17 protein-coding genes are annotated in these 15,523 nt (G+C 72.0%); 6 read left to right on the top strand and 11 right to left on the bottom strand.

Annotated elements, in window-relative coordinates; genetic code table 11:
• Nucleotides 1-173 precede the first annotated feature (173 nt).
• The 4 genes from AB0M27_RS01020 to AB0M27_RS01005 all read right to left on the bottom strand — a co-directional run bounded on the left by AB0M27_RS01020 (nucleotide 174) and on the right by AB0M27_RS01005 (nucleotide 3,759).
• A complete protein-coding gene (locus AB0M27_RS01020; protein WP_365716539.1) occupies nucleotides 174-1,946 on the bottom strand; it encodes an HEXXH motif-containing putative peptide modification protein in 1,773 nt (590 codons plus the stop codon).
• Nucleotides 1,946-3,100, bottom strand: coding sequence for an FxsB family cyclophane-forming radical SAM/SPASM peptide maturase (locus tag AB0M27_RS01015; protein ID WP_365716537.1), 1,155 nt, complete (start codon nucleotides 3,098-3,100; stop codon nucleotides 1,946-1,948). Before AB0M27_RS01015 ends, AB0M27_RS01020 begins: the two co-directional genes overlap by 1 nt.
• Nucleotides 3,101-3,107: 7 nt before the next feature.
• A complete protein-coding gene (locus AB0M27_RS01010; protein ID WP_365716535.1) occupies nucleotides 3,108-3,281 on the bottom strand; it encodes a hypothetical protein in 174 nt (57 codons plus the stop codon).
• A 160-nt stretch (nucleotides 3,282-3,441) separates the two neighbouring features.
• The gene (locus AB0M27_RS01005; RefSeq protein ID WP_365716533.1) at nucleotides 3,442-3,759 is read right to left on the bottom strand and encodes a CU044_2847 family protein; all 318 of its coding nucleotides are present in this window, start codon (nucleotides 3,757-3,759) and stop codon (nucleotides 3,442-3,444) included.
• 92 nt (nucleotides 3,760-3,851) lie between these two features.
• Between AB0M27_RS01005 and AB0M27_RS01000 the strand changes: the two genes are divergently transcribed.
• Nucleotides 3,852-4,745, top strand: coding sequence for a deoxyribonuclease IV (locus tag AB0M27_RS01000; protein ID WP_365716531.1), 894 nt, complete (start codon nucleotides 3,852-3,854; stop codon nucleotides 4,743-4,745).
• A gap of 125 nt (nucleotides 4,746-4,870) precedes the next feature.
• Here AB0M27_RS01000 and AB0M27_RS00995 read toward each other — a convergent pair whose 3' ends face one another.
• Complete coding sequence (locus tag AB0M27_RS00995) at nucleotides 4,871-5,503, bottom strand: sulfite oxidase-like oxidoreductase (RefSeq protein ID WP_365716529.1); 633 nt, start codon at nucleotides 5,501-5,503, stop codon at nucleotides 4,871-4,873.
• Between the two features lie 184 nt (nucleotides 5,504-5,687).
• Between AB0M27_RS00995 and bfr the strand changes: the two genes are divergently transcribed.
• Nucleotides 5,688-6,167 carry a bacterioferritin gene (gene bfr, locus AB0M27_RS00990; RefSeq protein WP_365716527.1) on the top strand — a complete coding sequence of 160 codons (480 nt, stop codon included), beginning with the start codon at nucleotides 5,688-5,690 and terminating at the stop codon, nucleotides 6,165-6,167.
• Here the strand turns inward: bfr and AB0M27_RS00985 are convergent.
• Both AB0M27_RS00985 and AB0M27_RS00980 read right to left on the bottom strand, forming a co-directional pair.
• Nucleotides 6,164-6,403, bottom strand: coding sequence for a (2Fe-2S)-binding protein (locus AB0M27_RS00985; RefSeq protein ID WP_365326633.1), 240 nt, complete (start codon nucleotides 6,401-6,403; stop codon nucleotides 6,164-6,166). The two genes, bfr and AB0M27_RS00985, sit on opposite strands and share 4 nt — an antisense overlap.
• 167 nt (nucleotides 6,404-6,570) lie before the next feature.
• Entirely contained in the window at nucleotides 6,571-7,923 is a 1,353-nt protein-coding gene (locus AB0M27_RS00980) for a class II 3-deoxy-7-phosphoheptulonate synthase (protein ID WP_365716525.1), read from the bottom strand.
• A gap of 114 nt (nucleotides 7,924-8,037) precedes the next feature.
• On the opposite strand from AB0M27_RS00980, the gene AB0M27_RS00975 reads away from it, so the two are divergent.
• A complete protein-coding gene (locus tag AB0M27_RS00975; RefSeq protein ID WP_115913573.1) occupies nucleotides 8,038-8,094 on the top strand; it encodes a trp operon leader peptide in 57 nt (18 codons plus the stop codon).
• Between the two features lie 91 nt (nucleotides 8,095-8,185).
• Complete coding sequence (locus AB0M27_RS00970; protein WP_365716523.1) at nucleotides 8,186-10,120, top strand: anthranilate synthase family protein; 1,935 nt, start codon at nucleotides 8,186-8,188, stop codon at nucleotides 10,118-10,120.
• Nucleotides 10,121-10,188: 68 nt separating this feature from the next.
• Here the strand turns inward: AB0M27_RS00970 and AB0M27_RS00965 are convergent, their stop codons facing one another.
• From AB0M27_RS00965 to AB0M27_RS00950, 4 genes are all read right to left on the bottom strand, one after another.
• Nucleotides 10,189-11,217 (bottom strand): 6-phosphofructokinase, encoded by a 1,029-nt coding sequence (locus tag AB0M27_RS00965; protein ID WP_365716521.1) that lies wholly within the window; start codon nucleotides 11,215-11,217, stop codon nucleotides 10,189-10,191.
• 111 nt (nucleotides 11,218-11,328) lie between these two features.
• Nucleotides 11,329-12,006 carry a response regulator transcription factor gene (locus AB0M27_RS00960; protein ID WP_365716519.1) on the bottom strand — a complete coding sequence of 226 codons (678 nt, stop codon included), beginning with the start codon at nucleotides 12,004-12,006 and terminating at the stop codon, nucleotides 11,329-11,331.
• Nucleotides 12,003-13,211, bottom strand: a complete 1,209-nt coding sequence (locus AB0M27_RS00955) for a DUF5931 domain-containing protein (RefSeq protein ID WP_365716517.1) — start codon at nucleotides 13,209-13,211, stop codon at nucleotides 12,003-12,005. Before AB0M27_RS00955 ends, AB0M27_RS00960 begins: the two co-directional genes overlap by 4 nt.
• Nucleotides 13,212-13,239: 28 nt before the next feature.
• Nucleotides 13,240-13,968: a lysophospholipid acyltransferase family protein gene (locus AB0M27_RS00950; RefSeq protein ID WP_365716842.1), complete on the bottom strand. Its 729-nt coding sequence runs from the start codon at nucleotides 13,966-13,968 to the stop codon at nucleotides 13,240-13,242.
• A 187-nt stretch (nucleotides 13,969-14,155) separates the two neighbouring features.
• Here AB0M27_RS00950 and AB0M27_RS00945 point away from each other — a divergent pair, with 187 nt between their 5' ends.
• Together AB0M27_RS00945 and AB0M27_RS00940 are read left to right on the top strand one after the other, a co-directional pair.
• Nucleotides 14,156-14,935, top strand: coding sequence for an alpha/beta fold hydrolase (locus AB0M27_RS00945; protein WP_365716515.1), 780 nt, complete (start codon nucleotides 14,156-14,158; stop codon nucleotides 14,933-14,935).
• Nucleotides 14,928-15,488: a hypothetical protein gene (locus AB0M27_RS00940; RefSeq protein ID WP_365716513.1), complete on the top strand. Its 561-nt coding sequence runs from the start codon at nucleotides 14,928-14,930 to the stop codon at nucleotides 15,486-15,488. Before AB0M27_RS00945 ends, AB0M27_RS00940 begins: the two co-directional genes overlap by 8 nt.
• The last annotated feature ends 35 nt before the right edge of the window (nucleotides 15,489-15,523 follow it).

Raw genomic sequence — 15,523 nt, 5'->3', positions numbered from 1 at the left:
CGAGGGCCAGTGGGTCCGGCGGTCGGCCTTCCTCAGCCGTCCCGCCGCCCGCTGTGAACTCCCGGTACCGGTCCAAACTGTCCGGTGGCCGAGGTATTCTCCCGCGGCGAGCGGGCGTTCTGCGACATCGAGACACCGGTGTTCTGACCCGCGCGGGCGCCCGCCTCCCCGGCTCAGACACCCGTGCTCTGCCCCGGGCCGGCGCCCGCCTCCCGGGCGACGGGTGCGCCGGCCAGCCAGGCCGCGAGGGCCAGTGGGTCCGGGGGGCGGGCCTCCTCGGGCGTTCCGCCGTCGGTGGTGAGTTCGCGGTACAGGTCACGGACGACCTCGGTGCGGCGGCGCAGCACGCCGGCGCCCGGCAGGCGCTCCTCCGCGGCGGAGGCGGCCAGGCCGGCCCAGCGTTCGGCGCGGTCGGGCTGGGCGGCGACGGCTTCGGCGGCCTCCCGGGCGGGCGGTGCCCGGTGGGCGCCGCGCTGCTTGGCCGCCCAGCGGCCGAACTCGGGGCCGGGCCCGGACACCGGCCCCGAGGCGGGTCGTATGTCGTCGGCGGGCAGCGCTCCGGCCGGCAGCCGGGCCCGCCAAAGCTCGGCCAGCTGCTTGATCCCCGTGCCGTCGGCCTCGGCCCAGCGCAGTCGCCAGACGGCCTCGACACCGGCCTCCACGCGTGCGGCGACGCGTGCCGGGCCCGGATCCGGAGAGACGGCCCGCACGGTCCGCGCGGCCCGGTCGAGGAACCGGGCGCCGAGCCGGGTGAGCCTGAGCCGGCTCGCCGCCTCGGTCACGCCCCGCTCGGCCTGGGCCCGGGTCAGCGCCAGCCGCCAGGCCGCATCCGCCCGTTCGGGTTCGGGCAGGCTGGCGCTGCGGTGCTGCCAGAACGCCAGGTCCCCCAGGTGGGCGTAGATCCCCTGGAGCAGCCCCGCGGGCGGGCGTGGGTCCGGCCGCCAGGGTGCGTACAGCCGGGGCCGGCCGTCCGGCTCGTGCAGGATCACCAGGTCGGCCAGCGCGCTGAGTTTGCTGTGCTGGAACTCGTGGAGCAGGGTCAGAGCCAGCCGGTCGGGGTCGGCGGGCCAGGAGGCCAGGACGGTGCCGAAGGCGTGCCGTGAGGTCGCGGAGGTGACCCCGCGCGCGGGTGCGGGCAGGGGGACGATGCCGCCCAGTCCGGCGGCGAGTTCCTCGGCGCGCCCCGGGTGGCTGTCGACCAGGAGCCGCCAGGCCGACCGCAGCAGTTCCTGCCAGGCCGCGGGGCGGGCGCTGGCCGTGTCGAGGGAGGGCAGCCGGGGATCCGCTGTCTCCAGCGGGACCCGCAGCGCCAGTCCCCGGTGCCGGGCCTCCAGGAAGGCCACGGGCTGCCAGTCGTGTCCCGCACGGCCCGGGTCGCGCGGCAGCGGCCGTACCTCGCCCGGAAGCCGGATGTCCACCTGGCAGCCGGGGAACCGGGTGGGCCGCGGGCCGGGCGGCGGGCCGTCCGGGCCGGGGTGCGCCTCCGGCCGGGTGGTGACCACGACCAGCGCCTCGCCGACCGGGCCGAGCCGGGTGGCCGTGCCCAGACCGGGCAGCCGCAGGGTGCCGTCGTGCACCGGCACGGTGATCTCGGTGCCGAGCCCGGCCCGTACGGCGGCGACCGCCGCGAGGGCGCCGAGGTCACGGGCCGTGCAGCCGGCGTGCCGATGGGCCGGGCAGTCGCTCGCGGCCCGCGCGGCCCAGGTGCCGAACGAGGAGGCGTCGATCACGCTCCGGGCCACGGCGGGGGCGGCCCGTTCCACCCGCGCAAGGAGGTCGGCGGCCGGCTCGGCGGCGGCCGCGCACGGGCCGTCCAGGATCCGCCGCAGCAGCAGGAGGTTCCGGCTGCGCCGGGCCTGCCGCAGCAGTCGTACGGCCTCGGGGCCGCCCCCGCCCGCCGCGAGCGCGTCGAAGACGGGGTCCGAGATGACATGTGTCCCGATCACTACGGCCGCCCCGCGGAGCCGGCCACCCAGCGCCGGATGTGCCGGATGAGCAGCAGAAGGTCCGCGCAGTAGACGGTCGGCCGGCGGTATCCGCCGTCCGGGCCGTAACGATGGCCGTACTCACCGCCGCCGCACACGGACAGTTCGGCGCAGCTCAGGCACTGCTCGGCGAGCAGCCGGCGGCCGGCCTGCCGGGCGGCGAACCCCGGGTGCAGCAGGACGTCGTCGAAGGAGTGGTGGAAGACGTCCAGGCCGGTGGCGGAGGCGCCGTCGTGCCCGGTGCGCAGGGCGTCGTTCTGGTGGATGCCGCCGTCGGCCTCGACGAAGGCGGAGACCGAACGGGTCAGGCCGACCCAGTCCAGCCGGCTGCGGCCGCCGAGCACGGCGTGCAGCAGCTCGTCCAGCAGGCGCACCGAGGTCTCCTTGCGGGGTGCTCCGGCCCAGCGGTCGAAGACGGCCGCGAGCCAGGTGCCGTAGGCCCCGGACGGTCCGGGCGGGCGGGCGCCCCAGTGTGCGTGCGGCAGCAGGAAGTCGATCAGCGGGGGGCGGGTGGGCAGCAGCGACTCGTAGACGGCCACGGGATCCCGGGTGGGGTCGATGGTGCACAGCAGCCCGGCGTACAGCTGCGGGAACTGGTCGGACAGGCGGTGCAGTCCGGCCATGACCCGGTCGTAGGAGCCGCTGCCGGACGCGGTGCGGCGGTGCGCGTCGTGGGCCTGCCGGTCCCCGTCCACGCTGACCCCGACCCGTACGCCGTGTTCGGCCAGGGTGTGCAGCATGCGGGGGCTGAGCAGGGTTCCGTTGGTCTGGACGGTGAACTCGGCCTCGGTGCCCGCGTCTTCGACGGTCTCGCGCAGGGCGCCCACAATTCGGCCGATACCCATCGGTCCGGCCAGCAGCGGCTCACCTCCGTGCAGCACGATCCGGACGTTCGGAACCGCGTGCCGCGCCGCGTGCTCGGCGATGCGCCGGGCCGTCTGCCGCACCGTCTCCGCGCTCATGACCCGGGGCTGACGGCGCCAGGTCTGATCGGCGTGTTCGTAGATGATGCAGTAGTCGCAGGCCAGATTGCACCGGCTGCGTATCTTGAGGACGAACTGGCGCAGCGGGACGGGCCGCCAGCCCTGTTCGAGAAGCGCCTCGACATCGGCCATCGGTCCGTCAGGGGCTCGACTGCCAGCTGTTGTACGCGTCCTCGCCGCCGGACTCCGCCGCCTCCGCCTCCAGCCGTTCCAGTGCCACCGCGAGCACGGATCCCGGCAGCGCGCGCAGTTCGTCGATGGTGAACGCGGCGATGTCCGGCAGCTCGCACTGGACCCCCGTCGTCTCTTCCATGCCTGTGCCCCTTCCGTCTCCCGGGACATCCGGCATACGGCCCGCACCACGGCGTCCGCGCCGCCTGGGCATCGTAGGCGGATCCTCCCGGCTGCGGGAGGAGGCCGCACGTACGCTGCGACGGATCCGGACACGTCGGCCGCGGCCGCGCCGGGCCCCGCTACTTCTCCCACACGGCCCGGACGACCAGGTGGGCCTCACCGGTCGCCTTGGCCAGGACCGCTCCGGTCTCCCCGCTGAGCTTCACCCCGAACTCCAGTTCCAGGCGCTGCGGGGCGACCGCGAGCGACGTGATCCGGGCGTGTGCCTCCGCGGCCATCCGCCGGATACCGTCGAGCGCCTCCCCGAGGCCCTCCTGGGCACGTCTGACGACCGTGCCGCCGTTGACCGAGATCTCCTCCAGGCCGTAGACGTCGTCGACCGGTTCGACGAGGACCCTGCCGCCGTCCGGCAGCGAGAAGCTGATGACGTCCCCCATGTACACCCTCCCCTGGCGTCCGCACAGGTGCGCTGGTGCAGTCGTACCCTGATCGGGGGCGTCCCCACACGTCCTGGCATGCTGGGTGAGCCATGACGTCACCATCTTCCCCCTCGCTCCCGGCCTCCCTTCCGCGCAATCCCGTCGGCGGCCACGTTCCCGTGGCCGGTGGCCTGCACTCCGTGGGGCTGTCGTACGCCCGTGAGCTGAAGGCGGAGACCGTGCAGGTCTTCGTGGCCAACCCGCGTGGATGGGCCACGCCCGCCGGGAATCCCCGGCAGGACGAGGCGTTCCGGGCGGCCTGCGCCGAGGAGTCGATCCCGGCGTACGTCCACGCTCCCTATCTCATCAACTTCGGCTCGCACACCGAGGCGACCGTGGAGCGGTCGGTGGAGTCGCTGCGGCACTCCCTGCGGCGCGGGCGGGAGATCGGTGCGCTCGGTGTGGTCGTGCACACCGGGAGCGCGACCGGCGGGCGGGCCCGTGAGGTGGCGCTGAAGCAGGTGCGCCAGCACATGCTGCCGCTGCTGGACGAGCTGACACACGACGACGACCCGTCTCTGCTGCTGGAGTCGACGGCCGGGCAGGGCGCCTCCCTGTGTTCCCGCACCTGGGACTTCGGCCCATACTTCGAGGCGCTGGACGCGCACCCGAGGCTCGGGGTCTGCCTGGACACCTGCCACATCTTCGCCGCCGGCCACGATCTGACCGGCCCGAGCGGCATGCACCAGACCCTGGACCTCCTGGTGGACACCGTCGGCGAGGGCCGCCTGAAGCTGATCCACGCCAACGACTCCAAGGACGTCGTCGGCGCGCACAAGGACCGCCACGAGAACATCGGCGCCGGCCGCATCGGCGAGGACCCGTTCCGGGCCCTGATGACCCACCCCGCGACCGAGGGCGTACCCCTGATCATCGAGACGCCCGGCGGCAAGGCTGGGCATGCGGCGGACGTGGAACGACTGAAGAAGCTCAGGGACGGCTGAGGCGGATCAGTTCTCGTTCTCGGGTGAAGAGATCTTGGTGCGGGGGTCCGTCGACAGTACGGGGCTCCCTGCATGCCTGTCGGAGTGACCGGCGCCGAGCTCAGCGGCGCTGAGAGCCCCGCCGGTCAGAGTTCCGGCCCCTCCCCCGGCTCCTCCTGATAGGAGTACCGCTGTTCCTTCCACGGGTCGCCGATGTTGTGGTAGCCGCGTTCCTCCCAGAAGCCGCGGCGGTCGGCGCTCATGTACTCGACGCCGCGGACCCACTTCGGGCCCTTCCAGGCGTACAGGTGGGGCACGATCAGGCGGACCGGGAAGCCGTGCTCGGCGGTGAGGAGTTCGCCGTCCTTGTGGGTGGCGAAGAGGGCGCGGTCGGAGGCGAAGTCGGTCAGGCGCAGGTTCGAGCTGAAGCCGTACTCCGCCCAGACCATCACATGGGTGACGTCCGGCGCCGGCGGAGCCAGTTCGAGGATGGTGCGGGCGGGAATGCCGCCCCACTCGGCGCCGATCATGCTGAACTTCGTCACGCAGTGCAGATCGGCCACCACGGTGGTGTACGGCAGGGCCGTGAACTCCTCGTGGTTCCAGATGTGCTTGTCACCGTCGGCGGTGGCGCCGAAGACCCGGAACTCCCAGCGCTCGGGGCGGAACTTCGGGACGGGGCCGTAGTGCGTGACCGGCCAGCCACGCTGGAGCCGCTGACCCGGCGGAAGCGCGGACCCTGCCGTTGCTCCAGACTCTCGCTCCACCGGATGACCCATGTATCCATCCTGACAGACCTCGGGCAGTGCCCTTGACCATGAGTCGACCATGAGCCCGCGAACCGGACAACTCACATCAAGCAAGCACTTACTTACTAAGTACCCACTTACTGGACGATCTTCGTCACCGGTGCAATCATGCGGCGGCACACCCCGTGTTTCCCGTGTGGAAGGAGCCGCTGCGATGCAGGGCGACCCCGAGGTCATCGAGTTCCTCAACGAGCAGCTCACCGGCGAGCTGACCGCGATCAACCAGTACTTCCTGCACGCGAAGATGCAGGAGAACTTCGGTTGGTACAAACTCGCCAAATACACGCGGCACGAGTCGTTCGACGAGATGAAGCACGCCGAGGTGCTCACCGACCGGATCCTGTTCCTGGAGGGGCTGCCGAACTACCAGCGGCTGTTCCACGTACGCGTCGGCCAGACCGTGAAGGAGATGTTCGAGGCCGACCGGCAGATCGAGGTCGAGGCGATCGACCGGCTCAAGCGCGGGATCAAGGTGATGCGCGAGAAGGGCGACATCACGTCCGCCAACATCTTCGAGGACATCCTCGCCGACGAGGAGCACCACATCGACTACCTCGACACTCAGCTGGACCTGGTGGAGAAGCTGGGCGAGGCGCTCTACATCTCCCAGGTCATCGAGCAGCCGGAGAGCTAGGCGGCTTCCGGGAGCTCGGCTTCCGGGAGCTCGGAGAGGACCGGCCTGCCCTGGTCGGCCAGCTCACGCCGCGGGCAGGCGCCCCGGCCGAGGAGGGCCTGGATCCGGCGGACACAGGAGCCGCAGTCCGTGCCCGCCTTGCAGGCGGAGGCTATCTGGCGGGGGGTGCAGGCACCGTCCTCCGCGTGCTGCTTGACCTGGGCCTCGGTGATGCCGAAGCAGCTGCAGACGTACACGCGGATTCACCTCCCGACGGGATCACTATGACTGCCATCCCGTTTCCCGGTGAGGCAAACCTAACCTTACCCATCCCCCGGTGGCCGGAAAAGTGGGTGGGGCGCGGAACCTGTGTGATCCGCGCCCCAGAAGTGCCCGGACGTACCCAGGGGTACCCCGGCGGTGCCTACTGGTCCCGGTACATCTCCGCGACGAGGAACGCCAGGTCCAGCGACTGGCTGCGGTTCAGCCGCGGGTCGCAGGCCGTCTCGTAGCGCTGGTGCAGGTCATCGACGAAGATCTCGTCGCCGCCGCCCACGCACTCGGTGACGTCGTCGCCGGTCAGCTCCACGTGGATGCCGCCCGGGTGGGTGCCGAGCGCCTTGTGGACCTCGAAGAAGCCCTTGACCTCGTCGAGCACGTCGTCGAATCGGCGGGTCTTGTGCCCGGAGGCCGCCTCGAAGGTGTTGCCGTGCATCGGGTCGGTCACCCAGGCCACCGTCGCACCGGACGCCGTGACCTTCTCCACCAGCTCGGGGAGCTTGTCGCGGATCTTGTCGGCGCCCATCCGGACGATGAAGGTCAGCCGGCCCGGCTCCCGCTCGGGGTCGAGGCGGTCGATGTACTGCAGCGCCTCCTCGGCCGTCGTGGTCGGGCCGAGCTTGATGCCGAGCGGGTTGCGGATCTGCGAGGCGAACTCGATGTGCGCGCCGTCCAGCTGCCGGGTACGCTCACCGATCCACACCATGTGGGCGGAGACGTCGTACAGCTTGCCGGTGCGCGAGTCGACCCGGGTCAGGGCGGACTCGTAGTCCAGCAGCAGCGCCTCGTGCGAGGAGAACAGCTCGACGGTCTTGAACTCCTCCGGGTCCGTGCCGCAGGCCCGCATGAAGTTGAGCGCGTTGTCGATCTCACGCGCGAGCTGCTCGTAGCGCTGGCCCGACGGCGAGGTCTTCACGAAGTCCTGGTTCCAGGCGTGCACCTGGCGCAGGTCCGCGTAACCACCGGTGGTGAAGGCGCGCACCAGGTTCAGCGTGGACGCCGACGCGTGGTACATGCGCTTGAGCCGCTCGGGGTCCGGGATGCGGGACGCCTCGGTGAACTCGAAGCCGTTGACGGAGTCGCCCCGGTACACCGGGAGCGTCACGCCGTCGCGGGTCTCGGTCGGCTTGGAGCGGGGCTTGGAGTACTGCCCGGCGATACGGCCGACCTTCACCACGGGCACGGCGGCCGCGTAGGTGAGGACGGCACCCATCTGGAGCAGCGTCTTCAGCTTGTTGCGGATGTGGTCCGCGGACACCGCGTCGAAGGCCTCGGCGCAGTCGCCGCCCTGGAGGAGGAACGCCTCTCCCTTGGCGACGGCCGCCATCCGGGCGCGCAGCTGGTCGCACTCGCCCGCGAAGACGAGCGGCGGATACGACTCGAGGTCCGCGATCACTGCGCGCAGAGCCTCGGGGTCGGGGTACTCGGGCTGCTGCGCCGCGGGCAGGTCTCGCCAGGTGTTGCCAGCGCTCGGGCTGGTCTTAGCGTGCACGGTCACCTCGTAAACATTACGGGGTCGTCTGCCGTGCCCCATCTTCTGGCTCGAAGGGTGAGACGCGCCGGTTGTCCCTTGGACGGTCGGCCGGCGCACGGGTGCGGTAGGGTTCCTGCCATGTTCGCGCTTTCGATCCAGAACTGGTGGTGGACCGCTCATCCGGCGGCCCACTGACTGCGCGTACGCAAGACTTCGCGAAGGCCGCCCGAGGGGCGGCCTTCGGCGTATCCGGGGTCGTTCCTCCTCACCGACGGAAGAGGACCCCATGGACCTGGCACAGCTCCTGCACGACGACCGCCCCTTCGCCCTGCTCCGCCGCCGTACCCCGGGCCGCGACGAGCACCCGGTGGAGGTGCTGCTCGGCCCGGTGACCTGCTGCGACCGGCTCGCCGATCTCCCCGACGAGGGCCTCGCGCTGGTCCCGTTCCGGCAGATCCGCGAGCGCGGCTTCGACGTCCGCGACGACGGCACCCCGCTGCTGGTGCTGACCCCCGAGGAGTCGTACGAACTCCCGCTCGACGTGGCGCTGGCGCAGCTCCCGGCGCACGAGGTGCGCGTCGGGGGCGGCGGCTTCGACGTCGGCGACGAGGAGTACGGCGAGATCGTCGGGCGGGTGCTGGCCGAGGAGATCGGCCGGGGCGAGGGCGCGAACTTCGTGATCCGGCGCACGTACGAGGGCGAGATCCCGGGGTTCGGCCGCGCCGACGCGCTCGCGCTGTTCCGGCGCCTGCTGGAGGGCGAGCGGGGCGCTTACTGGACGTTCGTCGTGCACACCGGAAATCAGAAGGGGCCCGAAGGGCCTTCCTTGGAAGGGCGGGGGCGGGACACGGGTGGGTGCACGCTGGTGGGCGCCAGCCCCGAGGTGCACGTGCGGATGTCCGGCGGCACGGTCGTCATGAACCCGATCAGCGGGACCTACCGCTATCCCGCCGAGGGCCCGACCCCTGAGCATCTCCTCTCCTTCCTCGCCGACGGCAAGGAGATCGAGGAGCTGTCGATGGTGGTCGACGAGGAGCTGAAGATGATGTGCACCGTCGGCGACATGGGCGGGGTGGTCGTCGGGCCGCGGCTGAAGGAGATGGCGCACCTCGCGCACACCGAGTACGAGCTGCGCGGGAAGTCCTCCCTGGATGTGCGGGAGGTGCTGCGGGAGACCATGTTCGCGGCGACGGTGACCGGCTCGCCGGTGCAGAACGCGTGCCGGGTGATCGAGCGCCATGAGGTCGGCGGCCGTGGGTACTACGGGGGCGCGCTGGCGCTGCTCGGCCGCGACTCCGGAGGCGCGCAGACCCTGGACTCCCCCATCCTGATCCGCACGGCCGACATCTCCGCCCGGGGGCATCTGCGGGTCCCGGTCGGCGCCACGCTGGTGCGCGGCTCGGACCCGGCGGGCGAGGTCGCCGAGACGCACGCGAAGGCGGCGGGCGTGCTGGCGGCCCTCGGGGTACGGCCGTCCCGGGCGCGCGAGGAGCGGGAGCGGCCCCGGCTGACCGACGACCCTCGGGTCCGGGCGGCGCTGGACGGGCGGCGGGCCGCGCTCGCGCCGTTCTGGCTGCGGATGCAGGAGCCGGCGCAGGAGCTGACCGGCCACGCCCTCGTGGTCGACGGCGAGGACACCTTCACCGCGATGCTGGCGCACGTGCTGCGCTCGGGCGGCCTGGAGGTGACCGTACGGCGGTACGACGAGCCGGGGCTGCGGGCGGCCGTGCTCGCGCACGAGGGGCCGGTGGTGCTCGGCCCCGGCCCGGGCGACCCGGCGGACCTGGCCGATCCGAAGATGCGGTTCCTGCGGGAGCTGACCGCCAGGGTGATCGGCGAGCACCGGCACGGGGTGCTGGGCGTCTGCCTGGGCCATGAGCTGATCGCGGCCGAGCTGGGGCTGGACATCGTCCGCAAGGAGGTGCCGTACCAGGGGGCGCAGACCACGATCGACCTGTTCGGGCGACCCGAGACGGTCGGCTTCTACAACAGCTTCGTCGCCCGCTGCGACGAGGAGGAGGCCCGGGAGCTGGCCGCGCACGGCATCGAGGTGAGCCGGGCGGCGAACGACGAGGTGCACGCGCTGCGCGGTCCCGGCTTCGCGGGCGTGCAGTTCCACCCGGAGTCGGTCCTCAGCCTGAACGGGGCCGCGGTGGTGCGGGAGCTGGTCGGTCAGCTGCACGGCACGAGCACGTGCTCCGAGCGGCGGCCCGCCCTGTAGGACCGCCCCCGGTGCAGCGGCCCTCGCGCGGCGAGGCGACGAGGGCCGGTACCGGGAACGCGCCGCGTTCAGCCGAAGAAGACCCCGACCTCCTGGTACAGCTTCGGGTCCACCGTCTTCAGCCGGGCCGTGGCCTCGGCGAGGGGGACGCGGAAGATGTCGGTGGCGCGCAGGGCGACCATCGTGCCGAAGTCGCCGTCGTGGACGCAGTCGATGGCGTGCAGGCCGAAGCGGGTGGCGAGCCAGCGGTCGAAGGCGCTGGGCGTGCCGCCGCGCTGGACATGGCCGAGGACCGTGGTCCGGGCCTCCTTGCCGGTGCGGCCCTCGATCTCCTTGGCCAGCCACTCGCCGACCCCGGAGAGCCGGACATGCCCGAAGGAGTCCTGCGAGCCGTCCTTGAGCACCATGTCGCCGTCCTTGGGCATGGCGCCCTCGGCGACGACCACGATCGGCGCGTACGACGCCCGGAAGCGGGAGGTCACCCAGGCGCAGACCTGGTCGACGTCGAAGCGCTGCTCGGGAATGAGGATGACGTTGGCGCCGCCGGCCAGGCCGGAGTGCAGGGCGATCCAGCCGGCGTGCCGGCCCATCACCTCCACGACCAGGACCCGCATATGGGACTCGGCGGTGGTGTGCAGCCGGTCGATGGCCTCGGTGGCGATGTTGACGGCGGTGTCGAAGCCGAAGGTGTAGTCGGTGGCGGACAGGTCGTTGTCGATCGTCTTGGGCACCCCGACGCAGGGCACCCCGTACTCGTCGGACAGCCGGGCGGCGACGCCGAGGGTGTCCTCGCCGCCGATCGTGATGAGGGCCTCGACCTCCAGCTTGGCCAGGTTGTCCTTGATCCGGCGGATGCCGTTCTCCGCCTTGAGGGGATTGGTGCGCGAGGAGCCGAGGATGGTGCCACCGCGGGGCAGGATGCCACGCACCGCGGGGATGTCGAGACGGACGGTGTCGCCTTCGAGGGGACCCCGCCAGCCGTCCCGGAAGCCGACGAAGTCATAGCCGTACTCCTGCACGCCCTTGCGGACGATGCCCCGGATGACGGCGTTGAGCCCGGGGCAGTCGCCGCCTCCGGTCAGTACTCCGACCCGCATGGAAAAGTCCCTTCACCGCGGTTCCCTGACACCGAGTCACGCTAATGGTGATTCACGTCACATCGGGAGAGGCGGGAAGGGTGATTCAGGCGTACGGCCGCGCGGCGGGGCCTACTCGTCGTCCAGTCCGCGCTCTATGGCGTACCGCACCAGCTCGACCCTGTTGTGCAACTGCAGCTTGCCGAGGGTGTTTTGGACGTGGTTCTGCACCGTGCGGTGGGAGATGACGAGGCGTTCGGCGATCTGCTTGTAGCTCAAACCCTTGGCGACCAGCCGCAGCACCTCCGTCTCCCGGTCCGTCAGCCGGGGCGCGCCGGGCTCGTCGGTGTCCGGGGCGGGCGCGGGCTCGGAGGCCAGCCGGCGGTACTCGCCGAGGACCAGTCCGGCGAGTCCCGGAGTGAACACCGGGTCGCCGACGGCCGTACGGCGCACCGCGTCCAACAGCTCCTCGGTGGACGCCGACTTCAGCAGATAGCCGGTCGCGCCGGACTTCACCGCCTCCAGCACGTCGGCGTGCTCACCGCTCGCCGAGAGGACGAGGACGCGCAACGCCGGGTTGTGGCCGACCAGTTCCTTGCACACCTGGACGCCGGGCTTGGCGGGCAGGTTGAGGTCCAGCACGAGGACGTCGGGGGCGGCGGCCTTGGCGCGGCGGACCGCCTGCTCGCCGTCGCCGGCGGTGGCGACCACGTGGAAGCCGGACTCGGTCAGGTCCCGGGCGACCGCGTCGCGCCACATGGGGTGGTCGTCCACCACCATGACCTTGATCGGGTCCTGCTGCTCGCTCATCGACGTCCCGCCTTCGCGTTCTTCGGTACCTTCAGTTCCACTTCCATGCCCTGCCCGGGGACGGAGACGAGCTCGGCGCTGCCGCCCAGGTCGCGCAGCCGCCCCCGGATCGACTGGGCCACGCCGAGCCGGCCCTCCCCCTCGGCCTGGGCGAGCCGGCCCTCGGGGATGCCGGGGCCGTCGTCCCGGACGGTCACGACGATCTCGTCCGGCTCGTCCTCGACCAGGATCCAGGCCCGGGCCTGCTCGCCCGCGTGCCTGCGGACGTTGTCCAGGGCTGCGCCGACCGCGGCGGCCAGCTCCCGCGCGGCCGGCCGGGGCAGCTCGACCGGCGCACCGGGCTCGGCCAGACTCACCCGGGCACCCGCGTAGAGGGCGAGCAGAGCGCGCAGGTCCATCGGCCCGTCGTCGTCCGGTTCCTCCACGGCGCGTACGACGGCCCCGGCCGCGGCGTCCTCCGAGACCCGGGAAACCGGCAGCAGACCGCCGGAGACCAGCGTGCGCAGCGCCACCTCCTGCTCCCCCGCGAGCCGGCCGAGCTCCGCCGCCTCGCCGCCGATGACCGCGCCGCGCCGCTGCACCATCGCCAGCACCTGGAGCACGCTGTCGTGGATGTCCCGGGCCAGCCGCTCCCGTTCCCGGGTCGCGGCCTCGATCTCCAGGGCGCGGGCGAGGGTGGCCTCGGAGGCGCGGGCGACCTCCACGACGTAGCCGATGGCGATCGAGGCCACCCAGACCAGGATCACGTTGTGCACGGTGTCCCGGGCGGGGTGGCCGCGCTCGACCAGATTGACGGCGGCCACGGCCGTGGAGGCGGCGGCCGCCCAGCGCCAGCCGCCCTTGAGGGCGAAGGCCAGCACCGAGCCGGCGGTCCATATCGACGGCAGGGTGGGGCCGCCGCCCGCGATCCGCTCGTGGTTGTCGGCGAGCGGGGTGAGCAGGACGCCGGTGAGCGCGACGGTCAGGTCGGCGGCGAGGAAGCGCCTGGTGCAGCTCGCCGCGTTCCGCACCCTGGGCAGGGTGGCGAGGGTCCACACGAACAGGACGGCGTAGTAGGCGAGGGCGATCCAGGGCCGTACGAAGTGGGAGTACGCGGTGGCGCACAGGCCGATGGCGTACAGCATGGTCAGGACCCGGTAGCCGGCGAGCGCGCGCCACAGCGGCAGCTCGACCGACATCCTCATCACGCGCTCGCGCCTGGGCATGTCCCCCCCGGCCCCTGAGTCAGGCTGTCTAAGCCTCTGCCTTCTTCTCCGTCTCCGCCTTCTTCTCCGCTTCCTTGGCCGCCTTCGCCGCCTCCGCGATCTGCCGCTTGGCGGCCGTCGCGTACATGTCGACATACTCCTGGCCGGACAGCTTCATGATCTCGTACATGACCTCGTCGGTCAGGGCGCGCAGCACGAAGCGGTCGTGCTCCATGCCGTGGTAGCGACTGAAGTCCAGCGGCTTGCCGATGCGGATGCCGGGCCGCATCAGCTTCGGCATCACCTTGCCGGGCGGCTGGATCTTCTCGGTGTCGATCATCGCCACCGGGATGACCGGAGCGCCGGTGGCGAGCGCCACGCGCGCGAGGCCGCCGGGCTTGCCCCGGTAGAGCCGGCCGTCGGGCGAGCGGGTGCCCTCGGGGTAGATGCCGAACAGCTCACCGCGCTCCAGCACCTCTATGCCGCTCTTGATCGCGGCCTCGCCGGCGCCGCGCGCCCCGGAGCGGTCCACCGGGAGCTGTCCGACGCCCTTGAAGAAGGCCGCGGTGAGCCGGCCCTTCACACCGGGCGTGGTGAAGTACTCGGCCTTCGCGATGAAGGTGACCTTGCGGTCCAGGACGACGGGGAGGAAGAAGGAGTCCGAGAAGGACAGGTGATTGCTCGCCAGGATGGCGGGACCCTCGGCCGGTATGTTCTCCAGGCCTTCCACCCAGGGCCTGAAGGCGACCTTCAGCGGCCCACCGATGGCGACCTTCATCGTGCCGTACAACACCCGCTTGCCTCCTGTTTCCGTCGAACAGACCTTAACCCTTCAGGACCGTCAAAGGCCCCGACGACCCTGGTCGGTGTCGGTGCCGTCGCGTACGGTGAAGCACATCCGCACGTTTTCCTCACGCCGCCGCCGTCCATCGGTGGGGCCCTCTTCAGGAACAGGAGCGTCGAAGGTGCCGGTCCTCCCCGGAGCCGAGCCGTACCGCCACCAGGGCGGAGATGTGGGGGTCCTCCTCTGCCACGGCTTCACCGGCTCGCCCCAGTCGCTGCGCCCCTGGGCGGAGCACCACGCGGCGCACGGCCTGACCGTGTCGCTGCCCCTGCTGCCCGGCCACGGCACCCGCTGGGAGGACATGCAGGTCACGGGCTGGCAGGACTGGTACGCGGAGGTGGACCGCGAGCTGCGCGTGCTCTCCGAGCGCTGCTCCCAGGTGTTCGTCGCCGGCCTGTCGATGGGCGGCGCCCTGGCGCTCAGGCTGGCCGCCCGGCACGGCGAGCGGGTGACCGGCGCGGTGGTCGTCAACCCGGCGAACAAGGTGCACGGCCTGTCGGCGTACGCCCTTCCGGTGGCCCGGCATCTCGTGCGGACGACGAAGGGCATCGCCAGCGACATCGCCAAGGAGGGCGCGGCCGAGCTGGGCTACGACCGGGTGCCGCTGCACGCGGCGCACTCGCTGCGGGTGTTCCTGCGCCGGCTGGACGGCGAGCTGCCCCAGGTCACGCAGCCGTTGCTGCTGCTGCGCAGCGCCCAGGACCATGTCGTCCCGGCGGCCGACTCGGCCCGGGTGCTCAGCCGGGTGTCGTCCACGGACGTGACGGAGATCGTGCTGGAACAGAGCTACCACGTGGCGACGTTGGACCAGGATGCGGACCGGATCTTCGAGGAGAGCCTCGCCTTCATGGGCCGGCTCGCACCCAGTCTCGGCAAGGAAGGGGCGGCCACAGGTGGCTGAGCACGAGTCCGACCGCGAGGACCGCGAGCCGGACGAGCAGAAGGTGCCCTTCGACGAGGACGCCGCCTGGCGGGCCATCGTCGCGGGGTACGGCGTGGAGCCGCCGGATCCGCCGGGCGCCAGGCCCTTCAAGCCGGTGGAGGACCTGGTGCTGCCGGAGCCGGAGCCGGAGAAGGACGCCGAGAGCGACACCGACAAGGCGCCCGTGCGGCCGTTGGGCGGCTCGGTGTCGTTCGCGCCCGGTGTCGGCCCGCGCGACTACAAGGCGCCCGAGCCGTCCGAGGACGACTTCGACGAGGACGACGAGGGCCACTTCGTCCCGCCGGAGCCGCCGCCGCTGCCGACCGCCGACCCCACCGCGAAGTTCGCCTGGCTGGGCGTCGTCGGCGGGCCGGTCCTGCTTCTGCTGGCGGTGCTGCTCGGCTGGGACATGACCTGGTGGCTGACGACCCTCGGCATCGGCGGCTTCCTCGGCGGCTTCGCCACGCTGGTGATGCGCATGCGTACGGACGACGAGGAGGACGACGACCCGGGCCGGGGCGCGGTGGTCTGAACTTTGTACAAGTCGTGCGGGGCTCACCTATCGTG

Origin of the sequence: Streptomyces sp. NPDC052107 (genome assembly GCF_040680215.1) — a bacterium.
GTDB lineage: Bacteria > Actinomycetota > Actinomycetes > Streptomycetales > Streptomycetaceae > Streptomyces.
This window is presented reverse-complemented; position numbering and strand designations above follow the sequence as displayed.

Excerpts from the sequence above, each read along its gene's own strand:
- AB0M27_RS01000 (WP_365716531.1), top strand. The coding sequence starts at position 3,852 with ATGACGTCACCATCTTCCCCCTCGCTCCCGGCCTCCCTTCCGCGCAAT.
- AB0M27_RS00960 (WP_365716519.1), bottom strand. The coding sequence starts at position 12,006 with ATGAGCGAGCAGCAGGACCCGATCAAGGTCATGGTGGTGGACGACCAC.
- AB0M27_RS00950 (WP_365716842.1), bottom strand. The coding sequence starts at position 13,968 with ATGAAGGTCGCCATCGGTGGGCCGCTGAAGGTCGCCTTCAGGCCCTGG.
- bfr (WP_365716527.1), top strand. The coding sequence starts at position 5,688 with ATGCAGGGCGACCCCGAGGTCATCGAGTTCCTCAACGAGCAGCTCACC.
- AB0M27_RS00965 (WP_365716521.1), bottom strand. The coding sequence starts at position 11,217 with ATGCGGGTCGGAGTACTGACCGGAGGCGGCGACTGCCCCGGGCTCAAC.
- AB0M27_RS01015 (WP_365716537.1), bottom strand. The coding sequence starts at position 3,100 with ATGGCCGATGTCGAGGCGCTTCTCGAACAGGGCTGGCGGCCCGTCCCG.
- AB0M27_RS01010 (WP_365716535.1), bottom strand. The coding sequence starts at position 3,281 with ATGGAAGAGACGACGGGGGTCCAGTGCGAGCTGCCGGACATCGCCGCG.
- AB0M27_RS00955 (WP_365716517.1), bottom strand. The coding sequence starts at position 13,211 with ATGCCCAGGCGCGAGCGCGTGATGAGGATGTCGGTCGAGCTGCCGCTG.
- AB0M27_RS00995 (WP_365716529.1), bottom strand. The coding sequence starts at position 5,503 with ATGGGTCATCCGGTGGAGCGAGAGTCTGGAGCAACGGCAGGGTCCGCG.
- AB0M27_RS01005 (WP_365716533.1), bottom strand. The coding sequence starts at position 3,759 with ATGGGGGACGTCATCAGCTTCTCGCTGCCGGACGGCGGCAGGGTCCTC.
- AB0M27_RS00970 (WP_365716523.1), top strand. The coding sequence starts at position 8,186 with ATGGACCTGGCACAGCTCCTGCACGACGACCGCCCCTTCGCCCTGCTC.